Origin of the sequence: Paraburkholderia sp. DD10, from assembly GCF_049177125.1 — a bacterium.
Classification (GTDB): Bacteria; Pseudomonadota; Gammaproteobacteria; order Burkholderiales; family Burkholderiaceae; genus Paraburkholderia; species Paraburkholderia terricola.
In genome coordinates, this window is record NZ_CP185393.1 from 3381105 (window position 1) to 3397764 (window position 16660).

14 protein-coding genes are annotated in these 16660 nt (G+C 59.0%); 5 read left to right on the top strand and 9 right to left on the bottom strand.

Annotated elements, in window-relative coordinates:
* Positions 1–34: 34 nt before the first annotated feature.
* Positions 35–454, top strand: a complete 420-nt coding sequence (locus ACOCG7_RS30700; protein ID WP_073427903.1) for a transcriptional regulator — start codon at positions 35–37, stop codon at positions 452–454.
* Between the two features lie 105 nt (positions 455–559).
* On the opposite strand, the gene yidC is transcribed toward ACOCG7_RS30700, so the two are convergent.
* The 4 genes from yidC to rpmH form a co-directional block, all read right to left on the bottom strand.
* Positions 560–2230, bottom strand: coding sequence for a membrane protein insertase YidC (yidC, locus tag ACOCG7_RS30705; RefSeq protein WP_073427904.1), 1671 nt, complete (start codon positions 2228–2230; stop codon positions 560–562).
* A gap of 30 nt (positions 2231–2260) precedes the next feature.
* Positions 2261–2491, bottom strand: a complete 231-nt coding sequence (yidD, locus tag ACOCG7_RS30710; protein WP_007180115.1) for a membrane protein insertion efficiency factor YidD — start codon at positions 2489–2491, stop codon at positions 2261–2263.
* An 85-nt stretch (positions 2492–2576) separates the two neighbouring features.
* On the bottom strand, positions 2577–3062 hold the full coding sequence (locus ACOCG7_RS30715; protein ID WP_073427905.1) for a ribonuclease P protein component: 486 nt from the start codon (positions 3060–3062) through the stop codon (positions 2577–2579).
* Positions 3063–3090: 28 nt separating this feature from the next.
* Positions 3091–3225, bottom strand: a complete 135-nt coding sequence (rpmH, locus tag ACOCG7_RS30720; protein ID WP_004198824.1) for a 50S ribosomal protein L34 — start codon at positions 3223–3225, stop codon at positions 3091–3093.
* 384 nt (positions 3226–3609) lie between these two features.
* Between rpmH and dnaA the strand changes: the two genes are divergently transcribed.
* The 3 genes from dnaA (at position 3610) to gyrB (ending at position 9116) form a co-directional block, all read left to right on the top strand.
* Entirely contained in the window at positions 3610–5205 is a 1596-nt protein-coding gene (gene dnaA, locus ACOCG7_RS30725) for a chromosomal replication initiator protein DnaA (protein ID WP_073427906.1), read from the top strand.
* A gap of 218 nt (positions 5206–5423) precedes the next feature.
* Positions 5424–6527 (top strand): DNA polymerase III subunit beta, encoded by a 1104-nt coding sequence (gene dnaN, locus ACOCG7_RS30730; RefSeq protein ID WP_073427907.1) that lies wholly within the window; start codon positions 5424–5426, stop codon positions 6525–6527.
* A 114-nt stretch (positions 6528–6641) separates the two neighbouring features.
* A complete protein-coding gene (gene gyrB, locus ACOCG7_RS30735; RefSeq protein ID WP_073427908.1) occupies positions 6642–9116 on the top strand; it encodes a DNA topoisomerase (ATP-hydrolyzing) subunit B in 2475 nt (824 codons plus the stop codon).
* A 943-nt stretch (positions 9117–10059) separates the two neighbouring features.
* Here gyrB and ACOCG7_RS30740 read toward each other — a convergent pair.
* The gene (locus ACOCG7_RS30740; RefSeq protein ID WP_421378495.1) at positions 10060–10314 is read right to left on the bottom strand and encodes a hypothetical protein; all 255 of its coding nucleotides are present in this window, start codon (positions 10312–10314) and stop codon (positions 10060–10062) included.
* Between ACOCG7_RS30740 and ACOCG7_RS30745 the strand changes: the two genes are divergently transcribed.
* Positions 10313–11992: an anti-phage dCTP deaminase gene (locus ACOCG7_RS30745; protein WP_421378498.1), complete on the top strand. Its 1680-nt coding sequence runs from the start codon at positions 10313–10315 to the stop codon at positions 11990–11992. The two genes, ACOCG7_RS30740 and ACOCG7_RS30745, sit on opposite strands and share 2 nt — an antisense overlap.
* A gap of 223 nt (positions 11993–12215) precedes the next feature.
* Here ACOCG7_RS30745 and ACOCG7_RS30750 read toward each other — a convergent pair whose 3' ends face one another.
* From ACOCG7_RS30750 to brxL, 4 genes are all read right to left on the bottom strand, one after another.
* A complete protein-coding gene (locus ACOCG7_RS30750; protein ID WP_421378501.1) occupies positions 12216–12626 on the bottom strand; it encodes a hypothetical protein in 411 nt (136 codons plus the stop codon).
* Complete coding sequence (locus ACOCG7_RS30755) at positions 12623–13288, bottom strand: DUF433 domain-containing protein (RefSeq protein WP_421378504.1); 666 nt, start codon at positions 13286–13288, stop codon at positions 12623–12625. Before ACOCG7_RS30755 ends, ACOCG7_RS30750 begins: the two co-directional genes overlap by 4 nt.
* A 201-nt stretch (positions 13289–13489) precedes the next feature.
* The gene (locus ACOCG7_RS30760; protein ID WP_421378507.1) at positions 13490–14320 is read right to left on the bottom strand and encodes a hypothetical protein; all 831 of its coding nucleotides are present in this window, start codon (positions 14318–14320) and stop codon (positions 13490–13492) included.
* A gap of 297 nt (positions 14321–14617) precedes the next feature.
* A complete protein-coding gene (brxL, locus tag ACOCG7_RS30765; RefSeq protein ID WP_421378510.1) occupies positions 14618–16660 on the bottom strand; it encodes a protease Lon-related BREX system protein BrxL in 2043 nt (680 codons plus the stop codon).

Genomic DNA, 16660 nt, shown 5'->3' on the forward strand with positions numbered 1-16660 from the left:
AACTGGGCGCGCGCCGAATTGCACAATCTCGCCCATGCCGACCAACAAAGAAAAAGCCGCCTTCGCCAAGAGGTTGAAGGATCTTCTGGAGCCGCTGAAGATTCGCGGCGGGACCAAGCTTGCCCAGCAGTTTAACCTTCGCTATCACGGCGAGCGGCCGGTCACGCCGCAAACCGCGCATAAGTGGCTCACGGGTACGACGATCCCGAAGCCCGATAAGTTGCGGACCCTGGCCGAGTGGTTGAACGTCAAGGAGCATTGGCTTCATTACGGGCCGTCGCCCGGCATGAATGCGAAGCCGCTGGCGCGCGGCGAGAAATATCCGGTGACGCCCGAGACGATCGAACACGCCTCCAGACTCGTCTCAAAGGTCGTGTCGCTTAATCCAAAGGACCGCTTTCTGGTCGAGGAAATGATCGAGCGGCTGGCCGGCGAGGATCCTGACGAAGCGTAGCCGGCGCGTCGAGCGACTTGCCACGCTGCACCAATAAAAAAAGCCGCCCGGTGCAAACCGGGCGGCTTTTTTTGCAACTGCTTTTCGTGTTTCGTCAGCCGACCATCAGGCCGTTTTCGCCTTCGACTGTCCCATCATTCGCGTGATGTAGTACTGCTGGGCGATCGACAGTACGTTGTTCACCACGTAGTACAGCACCAGACCCGCCGGGAAGAAGAAGAACATGACCGAGAACGCGATCGGCATGAACATCATCATCTTGGCTTGCACCGGGTCCGGCGGCGTGGGGTTCAGCTTGGTCTGCAGGAACATCGAGACCGCCATCAGCACCGGCAGGATGAAGAACGGATCCTGTTGCGACAGATCGTGAATCCACAGAATCCACGGCGCGCCACGCATTTCCACCGACGACAGCAACACCCAGTACAGCGAGATGAATACCGGAATCTGGATCACCACCGGCAGACACCCGCCGAACGGATTGACCTTCTCGGTCTTGTACAGCTCCATGAGCGCGGCGTTCATCTTTTGCGGATCGCCCTTGAAGCGTTCGCGCAGCGCCTGCATGCGCGGCGTGATCGCCTTCATGCGCGCCATCGACTTGTAGCTCGCAGCGGACAGCGGGAAAAACACGGCCTTGATCAGCACCGTGAGCAGCACGATCGCCCAGCCCCAGTTGCCGACATAACCGTGAATCTTCTCGAGCAGCCAGAAGAGCGGCTTCGCGATGATCGTCACGTAGCCGTAGTCCTTCACCAGTTCCAGGCCCGGCGCGATGCCCTCGAGCATGCGCTCTTCCTCGGGGCCGGCGAACAGGCGCGCGGAAACGTCGACCGTTTGACCCGGCGCGATGGCCGCCACCGGCTGCTGCACGCCGACGCGATACAGCGCCGGATCGATCTTCTCGACGTAGATCTTGCGCTTCGCGCCTTGCTGCGGAAGCCACGCCGACGCGAAGTAGTGCTGCACCATCGCGATCCAGCCGTTGTCGGCCGAGTCCGCGAAAGTCGCCTTGTTCTTGTCGATGTCGCTGAAGTCGATCTTCTGGAAGTGATGCTGCTCGGTGTAGACAGCCGGTCCGATGAACGTATGCGAGAAGCGCGGCGTTTCCACCGGTTGATCGTCGCGCACCAGTTCCATATAGACCGACGGGCTCACCGGCGCCGTGCCGACGTTCTGGATCTTCGTGTCGACGCCGATCACATAGCTGCCGCGCGTGAACGTGTAGGTCTTGATGACCTTCAATCCACCCTTGACCGGCGACTCGAAGCTGAGCTGGAACGACTTGGCGTCGCCCGTCAGGTCGTGCGGCTGATTCTGCAACGGCGTATAGACATCGTTATGGTTCGGGAAATCGCCGCCGAGCAGGCCCGTGCGCGCCAGGTACGTGTGATTCGCGGTGCGGTCGAACAGCGTGATGACCAGATCGGGCTGCTTGCCGTCGCCTTGCTTGACGAGCGACAGCTTCGACAGCGTGCCGCCGCGGGTGTCGATTTCGCCGTTATAGACGTCGGTGCTGAATTTGATCAGTTGCGACTGCGTTGCCGCCGGCGCGTTGCCCGGCGCCGCTGCGTTCGTTGCTGCGTTGGTGGCCGGCAGATCGGCGGGCTGGGTTCCCGGCGTCGTGGTTCCTGGTGCGGCGCTACCGACGGTCTTGGTCGGCGTGGCACCCGGGAAGAACATCGACGGGCGTCCGTGGTCGCGTTGCCAGTTGTCGAACAGCATGACAGCTGACATGAAAAAGATGACCCATAGGACGGTGCGTTTGATATCCATGCGTTGTCTCAGTGTCGATGGAACGGCGCGTCAGCGCTTTTCAGAAGTGGGAGGCGGGACGAGATCGATGCCGCCCGCGGAAAACGGGTGGCAGCGGCAAATACGCCTGGCGGCGAGATAAGTCCCGCGCGCGGCGCCATGATACTGGATTGCTTCGCGCGCGTAATCAGAGCAGGAAGGGTAAAAACGGCACCGGTTGCCGAGCATGGGGCTGACGGCAACCTTGTAGAAACGCAATAAAGCGATGAGTACCGTTTGCATGACTGGTGCGGCCCGACGGCGCCGCGCAACGTGGAGTACCGGACGACGCCCTGCGATACGTGCAATACGGGCGGTCACTTGAGCGTCATTCCGTCTTGGGCGCTTCCGCGGGCGGCGCCTCGCGACGGACAATTTCGCGCGCCGCCTTATCGAGCAGCGCCTCGATCTCGCTGCGGCACAGCGCCTTCAACGGCGGCGACGAGGCGCTCGGCAAAGCCTTCTTGTCGAAGCGCGTATGCAAGCGCAGCAGCACATCCCAACCGCCGAATTCCGCGCGACGCAGCCGGAAGGCCTCACGCGCGATTCGGCGTACCAGATTACGCGTGGCCGCGCGCGGCGCATACTTCTTGCCGATGACGAGCCCCAAGCGAGCGTCTTTGCCGGTGGGCCGGCCGTACACCACGAAATGCGCAGTGCGGCGCCACGGGCGCAAACGAAAAACGGATGAAAATTCATCCGTTTTCAGCAGCCTTGCGGCTTTGGGGAAGGCGGCTTGCGCTCGCAACGGAACCGAGCCCTGTTGCTGCGCTCCAGCCGCTCCCGCTTTACCGCGGGCTTCGCTTTCCGGCACAGAGGGAGCGCGCAATCCGCTCGCTGCCTTAGATGGCGAGGCGCTTGCGGCCCTTCGCGCGACGTGCGTTGATGACCTTGCGGCCACCGGCGGTCTTCATGCGAACGCGAAAGCCGTGGGTGCGCTTGCGACGGGTAACGGAAGGTTGGTAAGTACGTTTCATGTTGCTCTCACTTGATCGAAAAATAACCGCGCGATCATCGCTGAAAGCGCAATGGCCGGAGGTCTACAGAACTGGTTTTCGCGGAACCCGCTATTTAAACCCGTTTTCCGTTGGTCGTCAATAGTTTAGCCGGGCCCGGCCGCCGGCCGAGCGTGCTTCCCGAGATGATCGGTCCCTGTGGATAACTCCCTTTTGGCTCCGATTTGGCGTTAGAATCTCGCCTTACTTCCCAAAAATCCTGCACGCCGCTCCGGCCCGCTTGCCCCGCAAACCCTTGTGGCACAAGCGCCTGGAGCCATTGCGCCTGGCTGCTCAGGGCCTCGTTGCGTGCGCGCGACAGGGGCAGCGGCGAACCGCCGTGCACACCATAACGACAGCAACTCGATGAACGATTTCTGGCAACACTGTTCCGCATTGCTGGAGCGCGAGCTCACGCCCCAGCAGTACGTGACGTGGATCAAACCGTTGGCCCCGGTCGCCTTCGACGCCGCTGCGCACACGCTCAGCATCGCCGCGCCGAACCGCTTCAAGCTCGACTGGGTCAAGAGCCAGTTCTCCGGCCGCATCGCCGATATGGCCCGCGATTTCTGGCAGGCCCCCGTGGATGTTCAATTCGTGCTCGACCCGAAAGCCGGTATGCGCGCGCCGGCGGCAACGGCGCCGGCCCAGGCGCGTCCGTCTTCCGGGCCCGGTTCGATGGGCGGTGGCCAGCCGTCTGGCTCGAACGGCGGCGGGGTCGCCGTGGACGCGGCCGTCGGCGCGGTGCAAGTGGCGCACGCCGCGCGTGCCAACGGTGCGATGGCTATGCATCATGCGAACGCCCGCGCGGCGGCTGACGATGCCGCCGACCTCGATCTTCCTGGCCTCGACGCGAACGAAGCGGCAGCCGCCCGCCGCACCTGGCGTCCGGGTCAAAGCGCGAGCTCGAACGGCAACGGCGATAACGACTCGATGTACGAGCGTTCGAAGCTCAACCCGGTGCTGACCTTCGACAACTTCGTGACGGGTAAAGCCAACCAGCTGGCGCGCGCCGCGGCGATTCAGGTCGCGGACAATCCGGGCATCTCGTACAACCCGCTGTTCCTGTACGGTGGCGTGGGTCTCGGCAAGACCCACCTGATCCACGCGATCGGCAACCAGCTTCTGATGGACAAGGCCGGCGCGCGGATTCGCTACATTCACGCGGAGCAGTATGTGTCCGATGTGGTGAAGGCGTACCAGCGCAAGGCGTTCGACGACTTCAAGCGCTACTACCACTCGCTCGACCTGCTGCTGATCGACGATATTCAGTTCTTCTCCGGCAAATCACGCACGCAGGAAGAGTTCTTCTACGCGTTCGAGGCGCTGGTGGCGAACAAGGCGCAGGTGATCATCACCAGCGACACGTATCCGAAGGAAATTTCCGGCATCGACGACCGCCTGATCTCGCGCTTCGACTCCGGCCTCACGGTGGCGATCGAGCCGCCCGAACTGGAAATGCGCGTCGCGATCCTGATGCGCAAGGCGCAATCGGAATTCGTGAGCCTAAATGAAGACGTCGCGTTCTTCGTCGCCAAGCATTTGCGCTCGAACGTCCGCGAACTCGAGGGCGCGTTGCGCAAGATCCTCGCGTACTCGAAGTTCCACGGCCGTGAAATCACGATCGAACTGACGAAAGAAGCGCTGAAAGATCTGCTGACGGTGCAAAACCGGCAGATTTCGGTGGAAAACATCCAGAAGACCGTCGCCGACTTTTACAGCATCAAGGTCGCGGACATGTATTCGAAGAAGCGTCCGGCGAATATCGCGCGGCCGCGGCAGATCGCCATGTATCTGGCGAAGGAGTTGACGCAGAAAAGTTTGCCGGAAATCGGCGAACTGTTCGGCGGGCGCGACCACACCACCGTTCTGCACGCGGTGCGCAAAATCGCCGACGAGCGCAGCAAGGACGCGCAACTGAACCACGAATTGCACGTACTGGAGCAGACCCTGAAGGGCTAGGCGGCTCCATGGAAAAATCGATCTGTTTATTTCGGAACTCGCCCCCATTTTAGGGAAGCGGTTCCGTTTTCAGGCACAATACAGGTTTAACCGCCCGGCGGCCGCGGGCGGATTTCACGCCGTGACGGGCGCTGCGTGGCGCCGGCGGGGGGCCGGGGCTGCGTGCCGGAAAACTGGTAAGCCAGGCGCGCAGGTCGTCATATCAACGAAGGAACTCTATGCAACTGGTCAAGACCGAACGCGATAACCTCCTCAGGCCGCTGCAAACCGTGAGCGGCATCGTCGAACGCCGCCATACGTTGCCGATCCTCGCCAATTTGCTGATTACCAAGAACGGCCCGGACGTGTCGTTCCTGTCGACCGACCTCGAGTTGCAGATCACCACGCGCGCCGATTTCGGCGTGGGCGGCGATTCGGTCGCGACCACGGTGGCGGCAAGAAAGCTCCTCGACATCTTGCGCGCGATGCCTGACGGACAGGTCACGCTGACCCTGAACGACAAGCGCTTGACCGTGCAATCCGGCAAGAGCCGCTTTGCGCTGCAAACGCTCGCGGCCGATGAGTTCCCGACCGTCGCTCAGGCTAAAGACTACGGCGCGAACCTGGTGGTTCCCCAGAAAACGTTCCGCCAGCTACTCGGCATGGTCCATTTTTCGATGGCCCAACAGGACATCCGCTACTACCTGAACGGCATGCTGCTGGTGGTGGACGGCGACCAGTTGATGGCGGTCGCAACCGACGGCCATCGCCTGGCGTTCTCGTCGATGAAGATCGAAGGCTCGTTCGCACGCCAGGAAGTGATCATTCCGCGTAAGACGATTCTCGAATTGCAGCGCCTGCTGGAAGACATCGACGACACCCTGGAGATCGACATCGCGCCCACGCAGGTGAAATTCACCTTCGGCCAGGTCGAACTGGTGTCGAAGCTGGTGGAAGGCAAATTCCCCGACTTCCAGCGCGTGATTCCGAAGTCGCACAAGAATCAGTTCGTGATCGGCCGCGAAGAACTGCAGCGCTCGCTGCAACGCGCCGCGATTCTGACCTCGGACAAATTCAAGGGCGTGCGCTGCATCATCGAGCCGGGCCAGTTGAAGATCATGTCGACCAACGCCGATCAGGAAGAGGCGCAGGAAGAACTGGAAATCGCGTACGACGGCGACAGCGTCGATATCGGGTTCAACGTCACGTATCTGCTCGACGTGCTCGCGAACCTGAAGGTCGACATGTTGCAAGTGAGCCTGGGCGACGCCAGCTCCAGCGCGTTGATCACGATTCCCGAGAACGACGAATTCAAATACGTCGTGATGCCGATGCGCATCTAACGCGTCCAAAAACCACGAACACACCAAGGGGCGCAGCGCCCCTTTGGCGTTTTTATGGTGTTTTGAAAAGTCCCGAGCAGCAACCTTGCAGTAACGCAGAACCGGAAAAAATCCATGACTGAAACGAACAATTCGCAACCCGATAACAGCAGCTACGGCGCCTCCTCGATTCAGATCCTCGAAGGTCTGGAGGCGGTGCGCAAGCGGCCCGGGATGTACATCGGCGATACATCGGACGGGACCGGTCTGCATCACCTCGTATTCGAAGTGCTGGACAACTCGATCGACGAAGCGTTGGCCGGTTACTGCAACGACATCCAGGTGATCATTCACGCGGACAACTCGATCTCGATCACCGACAACGGCCGCGGCGTGCCCACCGGCCTGAAGATGGACGACAAGCACGATCCGAAGCGCAGCGCCGCTGAAATCGTGATGACCGAGTTGCACGCGGGCGGCAAGTTCGACCAGAACAGCTACAAGGTGTCTGGCGGCCTGCACGGCGTGGGCGTGTCGTGCGTGAACGCGCTCTCGGCGTGGCTGCGCCTCACGGTGCGCCGCGACGGCAAGAAGCACTTCATGGAATTCCACCGTGGCGTGCCGCAGAACCGCGTGCTGGAAGAGATCGACGGCGTGACGGTGTCGCCGATTCAGGTGATCGGCGACACGGAAAACCGCGGCACCGAAGTGCACTTCCTCGCTGACGCGACGATCTTCGGCAATGTCGAATACCACTACGACATTCTCGCCAAGCGGATTCGCGAACTGTCGTTCCTGAATAACGGCGTGCGGATTCGCCTGCTCGATCAGCGCAGCGGCAAGGAAGAAGATTTCGCGTTCGTGGGCGGCGTGAAGGGTTTTGTCGAGTACATCAACAAGAACAAGGCCGTGCTGCACCCGAACATTTTCCACGTGAGCGGCGAGAAAGACGGCGTGGGCGTGGAAGTGGCGATGCAGTGGAACGACAGCTACAACGAAAACGTGCTGTGCTTCACGAACAACATTCCGCAGCGCGACGGCGGCACCCACCTGACCGGATTGCGTGCGGCGATGACGCGCGTGTTGAACAAGTACATCACCGATCACGAAGTCGCGAAGAAAGCAAAGGTCGAGACGGCCGGCGACGACATGCGTGAAGGGCTGTCGTGCGTGCTGTCGGTGAAGGTGCCGGAGCCGAAGTTCAGCGCGCAGACCAAGGACAAGCTGGTGTCGTCGGAAGTGCGCGCGCCGGTGGAAGATGTGGTCGCGAAGGCGCTCGAGGAATTCCTGCTGGAAACGCCGAACGACGCGAAGATCATTTGCGGCAAGATCGTCGATGCGGCGCGGGCGCGCGATGCGGCTCGCAAGGCGCGTGAAATGACGCGTCGCAAGGGCGTTCTGGACGGCGTCGGTTTGCCCGGAAAGCTGGCGGATTGCCAGGAGAAGGACCCGGCGAAGTCGGAGATTTATATCGTCGAGGGCGACTCGGCGGGCGGCTCGGCGAAGCAGGGGCGTGATCGGAAGTTTCAGGCGATCTTGCCGCTACGCGGCAAGGTGCTCAATGTGGAGAAGGCGCGCTATGACAAGCTGCTTTCTTCGGAGCAGATTGTGACGCTGATTACTGCGTTGGGTTGCGGGATCGGCAAGGAAGATTACAACCTGGACAAGCTGCGTTATCACCGCATCATCATCATGACCGATGCTGACGTGGACGGCGCGCACATTCGGACGCTGCTGCTGACGTTCTTCTATCGGCAGATGCCGGAGATGATCGAGCGCGGGTATATCTATATCGCGCAACCGCCGCTCTTCAAGATCAAGGCGGGCAAGGACGAGCGGTATATGAAGGATGAGTCCGAGGTTAATGCTCACATTCTGAAGCTGGCGTTGCAGGGGTCGGAACTCGTGCCGGCTGAGAACGCGACGGCGATTACCGGCGATGCGTTGGGTGAACTGGCTCGGGCTTATTTGCTTGCTCAAGCCGTGGTGAATCGTCTGAGCCGGTTGTATGACGCTGGGGCGCTCGAGGCGGTGATGGACGGGGTCGTGATCGACCTTTCCAGTGAGGAAGCGGCGGAGGCTTCGGCTAAGGCGCTTGAGGCCAAGCTGCGGGATGATGCGTTAAAGCCCGAGGTCACCGTTACGACGATGTATGACCCGGTGCGTGAACTGCGCTCGCTGAAGGTGGCGCGGACGCATCATGGGAATCAGAAGGTGTCCGTGCTGGATCAGGATTTCCAGTTGACCGCTGATTACCAACAGCTGATTAATACCGCTAATACGTTTAAGGGGTTGATCGGGGCTGGAGCTGTCATTAAGCGCGGTGAGCGGAGTATGGCGGTTAATGACTTCAAATCTGCCATGAAGTGGTTGCTGGCGGATGCTGAACGCAATATCTCGAAGCAGCGATATAAGGGCCTCGGTGAAATGAACCCCGGGCAGCTTTGGGAGACTACGATGGATCCGACCGTGCGTCGCTTGCTTCGGGTGCAGATCGAGGATGCTATTGCGGCTGATGGGATCTTTACTACGCTCATGGGGGATGATGTGGAGCCGCGTAGGGCTTTTATTGAGTCGAATGCGTTGCGGGCGGGGAATATTGATGTTTAGTGTTCGTCCGTGTCGCGTAGGGCGCCAGAGTAAGTGCGACTGGCGCCACAGTTTTGCGACTGTGGGACGTAGTTAATGAGACTGGCCTACTTAGACGTGAAGTGCAGGGAAATAGAAATTGTTGGACTAGCGCTGAGTTAGCTAGACTCGAATGCACGGAAATGATTGGATTTTCCCTCCTGTCATCCGACAGCAGTGGTCGTTAGGCCCACGCGGAACGTTTTCAGGGTGGAAGCCGGCTCTCAATCCGATGGTGGACGGCCGATTGGCGGCTACTGTTCTAAAGGTGACGGATTGCGACCCGCTTAAAAACGCTTCGTCCCTTGCTAGACGCGGCGGCCTGGTTCTGGCCGGGACTCTCGGCGCTAGAATTGTTCCCATCAACGAAATTAAAAGGGTTACAGTCGACTAGCCTGTAACCCTTTTGGCGTTTGGCTCTCTGGCAATTGCTATGGTGGCGGGTTCAACCAATATTTTTTCAAAGCAGCCGCTTCCGCACGATTGGACGACGGAGTGCATCAGGTCAACCGGTGTCTCCGACCGTTGCCTTTGGTGCCGTAGATCGGGCCAAAACAGTGCCGTGCCGCCTCAGGAGCGAGGCGTTTGCGAGCTTTTGGGAACACGCCTCGGTTCTTCTGTCCGGCGTACCGCTCAAGAATCGCCTTGGAGGAGGACCGAACTAATCTTCCTGTTTCCTCACACATAAGCGCACCAGGCGTCCAAACGGAATAGATGCCCCCATAAGTATTCTCAATTTTGACGCTTGCCCAACTATCTGGTGAAGGTGCTTAGCTCGCTTTGACGCGCAGCCCAACTCGACTAGCTCGGCCCACCAGTGTTGCAGAAATGGTACACGTCGTCCCAGAGGCTTATAAGTCGCGCACTGTGCGCATGATGCAGTCAAGACGGTTCTAATCTGCTAAAGGTCGGGTGTCCAAGTCACTCACGCCCCACCAAGCTGCCCAAGGGTTTGCCGGTTTTTGCTGGCAAGCCCTTTTTCTTTTTCCGTGTAACCGGCATGTAATCGGATTTCATCTACGTGCGCCCACCGTTTCGCAGTCGGCTGCGGCAGGCTGGCGAAATCCGGGTCGACTTCCCACAACATTCGCATCGCCCCCGATTGCTCAGCAGAATTGTTTAGCGCAAACTCGTGGCCACCAGTGAAGCTTGTAAAAATAGAATAATGGGGGCCCTCCATGGCGGCAGCCAACTTGCAGAGCGCGAAAGCGGACGCTGCGACGCGAACCAATGTAGAGCGAGACATTGACTCTACCGGAGAGGCTACCGCGAGTTTAACGCCGGAACTGGTTATCGCCCTGTGCGGGCCGATCGGATCTCCGCTCCACGCTGCTGCTGAACAAATTACGCATGCGCTGAGCGAATTTGGCTATCGGACCGAAAGGGTTCGACTGAGCGAATTCATCCGCCTTAACGCCGAAGACGGGGCGATTGATCTCACAAGCGAGTTCGCCAGAATCGAGTCTTTGATTCGAGTCGGCGACAAACTCCGTCGGACCCACAAGAGCGACATTCTCGCCAAACTCGCAATCGCCAAGATTGGAGCCGATCGGCAGAAGGCCTTTGGTGGATTCAAAGACACTGCAAACGACGCGAACGCGCCAGAAGGAACGCGGATCCGACGGCATCGCATTTGCCACGTCATCGATTCGATCAAAAATAGTTCAGAGCTCGACCTCCTGCGGCTTGTGTACGGGGACGCGTTATTTGCTATCGGAGTCTTCTCACCGCTCGAGGTGAGACAGCGCAACCTTGAGCGCCCGGGTGCGCTGTTACCCGACGAAATCAAGCAGCTCATTGATATGGACTCTGGCGAAGAGTTCTCTCACGGGCAATCCGTTCGCGATACCTTTCCTCGCTGTGATTTCTTCCTGCGTGTCGATCATTCGGAGGTAGCGCCCTCCGAATCCAAGGCCGTTGCTCAACTGGTCGAAAAGCTTCGCAGATTTTTCAATCTGATTTTCAGGACGTCAATCGAGACACCATCGCCTGAGGAAACCGCGATGTACTCAGCAGCCTCAGCCGCAAGGAACTCTGCGTGCATTTCTCGCCAAGTGGGTGCGGCAGTAACAACGACGACTGGAGAATTGCTGGCGGTAGGTTGGAACGACGTACCACGCAGCGGCGGCGGACTTTACGGAAAACCACCCTTTGACACAAAATTTCGTGGACTGCCGATCGCTAGCGCCGAGGAGCGCTGCTTTGCCCAGACAGGAGCGGCCTGCCACAACGATCGTGAAAAGAAAACGATCGCGGCGAAGATCGTCGAGTCACTCGTAGCGACGGGCATGCTCCCCGAGGAGCATCAGCAAAAGGCAGCCCAGACGATCCTCGACGACTCACGTGTGAGGGATCTCATCGAGTTTTCCCGCGCTGTCCACGCCGAAATGCATGCCATCTTGGGCGCCAGCAGGGTTGCAGGCGACCGCGTCATAGGTGGGAAACTTTACGTGACGACCTATCCGTGCCACTCGTGCGCGAGACATATCGTGGCGGCCGGCATTTCAGAGGTGCATTATATCGAGCCATATCGGAAAAGCCTGGCAACACGCCTGCACGCAGACGCCCTCACTGAATCGAGTGAAGCCGGCGAAAAAGTTCGACTTCTTCAATTCGACGGAATCGCCCCGCGTCGGTTCATCGAGCTATTTGAGGGCGGATCAAGGAAGAAGGACGGCGTGCTAAACTTGACAAGGCGTTTGGAAGCCGTGCCTTCGACGCGCGTTAGTCTGAGGGCGATTCCCCGACTTGAGGAAGTTGTTGTTGCGGAAATCACGAGCAAGCAACTGAGATTTCCAGAACTAATTCAACAGGAGAATGCGCATGCGCAAAACCTCAACTCGCAACCGCCAGCTTGAGTTGCCAGTACTCGTTACCTTAGATGGCGGGCAAACACCGCCGGCCGGTTCCGGAAATAAGGCAGGTCCGCCGACACCCTCCCCCCCCGTCAAGGCCCCAGCTCAGGCATCCACTCAGGATCAGGCGATCTACCGCGCGATCAGCGACAATTACTTCCGAAATTTGGATTGAGGGAAGTCGCGCATCCTTTGTCGGAGCTGACCGATTCGGCCGTGACTGTTTTTAGAGCTTGATTTGTTCGAACTGACCAGCGCCGAACCGCCATGGAACTCGGAACGCCGCCCCGCCTTTGATACGCCGACTCTGGTCCATGATCGCTGGCCACCACTTGACTAGGTTTTGCGCTTTGTCCCAGTGCCGCCGCTCTGCCCACTGACGCTGGAGCACGAAAACGATTAGGCCCGACTCTCGAAGTGCCTTCCGCTCAAGATCGTTTTTGCGCAGTCCGTCCTGGGACAATATCACCCAGTGCCCCTCCGAAGCCAGAGCGGTGATCCAGTCGTGGTCCTTGGCGTTTGCGGCGAATTTGTCGCGTAGGTGAATTACTGCTTCGACAGATTCCTCGACCTTACAAAGCTCACTTACGGCGTGAGCGAGATGAGGCGAGAGGTTGTTGTCGAAGAAATACCTCATGCAACCAACCGCTCGTAGCGGATGGCGGCGTCAACAGCAGAGATGGGGATGCCATACAGTGAAGCGGCCATCTTTTTGCTCTTCTCCACCCTGTACGTCTCGACAACCAGATCGGTTCTCACCCCGTATTCGGCCAACACGGGTTTGCCGAAAGCAATCTCAGGGTCGAGGACCACAACGCTACTGCGCTTCAGAGGAAACCAACGCTTGGCCTGACCATCAGCCGTGAATTCGATGCCGGCGTAAAGCTCCGGCCGAACGATATGTTCGAACACAAGCTGTCGCCTCACAAGGTCTGTTAGTTCGATCTCGCCCTGTTCCTTCAAAGCTTCGTAGAAGACCGTTTTCCCGTCCGTGAGGAAGCGGTTCGCCGTGAAGGGGTACTCTGTCCCAAATATCGCCTTCGCGTTATCAATGGCGGCACGGATCACCCGCAGCGGAACGTCGTGATTTCGGAAAGCCTTCACGATCCGCAACTCCAGCAAATCCTTGAAGCCAATGACCTTCTCGCTAAGCTCGGCAAGTTGGGTGGTCCAAAGTGGCGGACTGATGCCATCCTTGAACGAATAGCCGAACAGCCACCGGCTCACTTCTCGCGCGTCGGCGCCAGTGAGCCTTTCCGCTTCCTGAAGCGTGTAGAGGCCAATTCCGGTCAGATCCATGACCGCATTCTACCGTTTATCCGAGGACGACCTCCACAGCCAAGGAGCGTCTTGAGGACGCGCCCTGCCTAACTGGAACGCCTGACTTTCAGGATTACCTCGAGCTCACCACGCGTCGACGATGGTGCGGGGCTGCTGGATATATGCACAGAGCATTTGTTCAGCGGCAATAAAAGGCCCGAGCGCGGCGACCTATGCGCCTTACCGATCTTGCTCTGCACCGCGCTTGATAGCGGCTGCCTCGCTGGCGCGCATTGTGAGGCCGTAAAGCTGCTCACAAGCAGGACTCACGCGTAAGTAGTAGTTCGTGCCGTCCGGCTTTCGCGGGTGTCCCCGCGGTGAATTCGACTCCTCGAGTAGACCGATATTCCTAAGCTTCAGTGCAAATGGGCCGATGTCGTTGAAAAGATTCAATGGACTTTCATCGTTGGTCATTGGCACCCTCGGCTGGTAAGAGATTGTTGGTGCTATCCCAGTTCTAGTGATAGTCACGGCTGGCTGATAACCGCCTTTGACTAACACAGCTATCGGGCCGCGCGAACCAATGCCCAGCGTCTGATTTTCCAACGCTTTCTTATATTCCATGTCATCGTGGACAAACCCTTTCATCCACGCCTGCAATGACGTGAAGTCGCGATCGTTGAGTACTTCGGCGCCTTCGAAGACCATCTCCTCAATCTCGTCAGCACTTCGATCTTCAAGCACGATACGGGCGGTAAGGAGCCCGATCACCATCGGGCCGATGTCCTTGCTTGCTGAAAGCGCTACCCGGCGGTACGCGTCGAATATAGCGCTCGTCCGTTCATCGTTATTTGCGATCGACTGAAGCATGTCGTTCAGTTCCGCCGACGTGGTTAGAACGTCGTCTTCTTTGCGGACCTCATCGATGAAGGCGCCAAAGAATTGCCGCGCTCGATGCTCGGTCCACCGTCCGATGACCTTGTCTTTGACCATGTCAAAGAGTGCATCCTTTGCCTTGTCCAGTGCTAAATCTGCAGCGCCAGCCAAGACCGTCGCAGTAGTGATCACCATGTTTTGTCTCTCAGACAACGATATGAGCGGAAATGTAAGCACGGCGAAACGTCCGATTACTTATGGCTCTCCAGTCGGCTTTCGCGGTAGTAGACGCCAGCTAATCGAAGTCCAGAGAGCGGCCTTCGCCATCCTCTTACGGTAGCCGTCACGGAGACAAACCCAACTGGCTGGACGCAACGCGCGAATTGTGCCGGTAGATCTATGGCTGGGGAATGATCTTACCCAACCTCCCAGCAAGGCGGGACGTAGAGACCGACATGCTTCGGTGATCCCTTCAATTCTGGCCATGATACGTCAGGGGCCGCCAAGCACCTTCAACGCCGCGGTCTTCGGATCGCCATAGAAGATCGGGTCGACGTGTTCCATAATGTCGGCGCTGACGTCTAGAAAGCTCCGCTTGTTCTCGATCGGAATCAACGCGCGCTTTGCACCGTTATCCCTTGCGACCTGGAGAGGTTCGGTCAGCGAGCGAAGCGGCTTGATGTTCCCTTGCACACTCATGTCGCCCAGGATCAGTAGGGCCGGGCTGACCGGAGCCTTGCGCAGCGCCGAGTAACAGGCAACGAAGAAAGCGACCCCCAACTCGGCCTCGACCCGGTTCGCCAGTAGATCGATGACCTCAACGTGGAAGTCGGCGACGTCGAAGTCCCGAGCGACCCCGAGTTCCGACTTCTTGGCCTGCAGATAGCTGAACGCACGCTGCACCGACTCCTTCATGGTGCCCGATACGCCGCCCGCCAGCCTGAGCTTGCCTGTGCCATTCGACATGGACACTTCCATTCGGTACAGGCCGACGGTTCCGTCTGAGGTCACGCCAGCGGTGTAGGCGGTGCCGGGCGGCAGCGGATCGATCGCGATTAGATCGCGCCCTCCCTGCTCGGGAACACCGACGAACTTTTCCTCACCCGTTTCCTGCAGCGTGTAGCTGAATGAGGTGTGGTAGTACTCGAAGGAGCCCATCTTCTTGAGCTGCTCCTTTACCCGTCGCCGCCCCTCCAGCGCAAGCTCAAGAATTTCACCGAGCTCGTCGTGAGTCACTCCCCCGTGCGGATACAGGATCTTCATAAGCCCGGAAACCGTCTTGCGTACAGCCTTACGATCACGAGCGTTGAGATGAGCTCCCAAGGAAAAATGGCGATCGATGATCTCGGTGAAGTTGTGCTTCCGCATTTCGCGGAGCGCCTCCGCAAGATAGTCGACCACGAAACCATAGTGGTTCGTGAACAGATCGTTCCGCATCTTCGGGATCTCCCAGCCTGGAAGATAGAAGTGCATGCGGTCGATGAACGCCATGTCGTCGCGGATGATGTCCGGCATGGGGGCGAACAGATGGCCTGTCTGCACCATCACGTCCACCGGCTGATTGGTGTTGCCGAACATAGCGATGCTAGCGTCGCCGGATACCGCCTCCTGGCCGCGCTGGAAAGTGCCGGACTCACAGTAGGTCTTCATCGTTGTAATGACCTCTTTCGGCATCTTCTGCAGGTCGGCCACTTCGTCAAATCCAACGACGTCCCAAATCTGCACCATACCCTTCTGCCGCCCCGACATGTGACCGAACAGGTTCGCCACCGTGGTTCCCCCCGTCAGCAATGCGGAGTATGGTGACACTTCCTGCACCACGTAGCTCTTGCCTGTACCACGCGGCCCGAGTTCGACGAGGTTGTAGTTGCGCTCCGCGAGTGGAATCAACCGCACGAGGAACAGCAGTTTGAGGCGTCTCGACATCTCGCTGGGCTCATAACCCATGCTCCGCATGATGAAATCGAGCCACTCATCGCCAGTGAACTCGCTGCGGATACGCCGGTACTCCTCGAGATCGAAGGTGGCGATCTGGATCGGAGTCAGCTTGTCGATCCAGAAGGGGTTCTTCCCGCGCGATTCCTCGTCGTACTCAAAACGCATGTCCACCTGCGCCCAGACGCCGCCCATCACAAGGCGCTCATAGTCTCGTACGTAGTGCTCGGGGATATGCACGTTCTTGTGGCCGAAGTTCGCGACCTCGGCCCAGTAGTTCGAGTCGACAAGGCGTACCTTCACTTTGTCGATGAAGGTGTGGCGGCCGCGGTCCTTCACCATGGCCTGCGCCCGCATCGACTCATCCGAGCGGATGTAGTTGTTGGCCAGCGTGTCGTTGACGACCTGCAGGCCCATCTGGATGGCAATCTCGTCGCTTGAAGCGCAGTACTTCCCGAGGAGGAACTCAAGGACGAAGACCGGCACGTTTGCGCCGACCTTCACCTTTCGGACGAGGTCCTTGCGCACCACCTTCCCGGCAAACAGGCGGTTGACTTTGTCGTCGAGCGCGTCTCGTGTCGGGGTCGCTCCGTTGCTCAT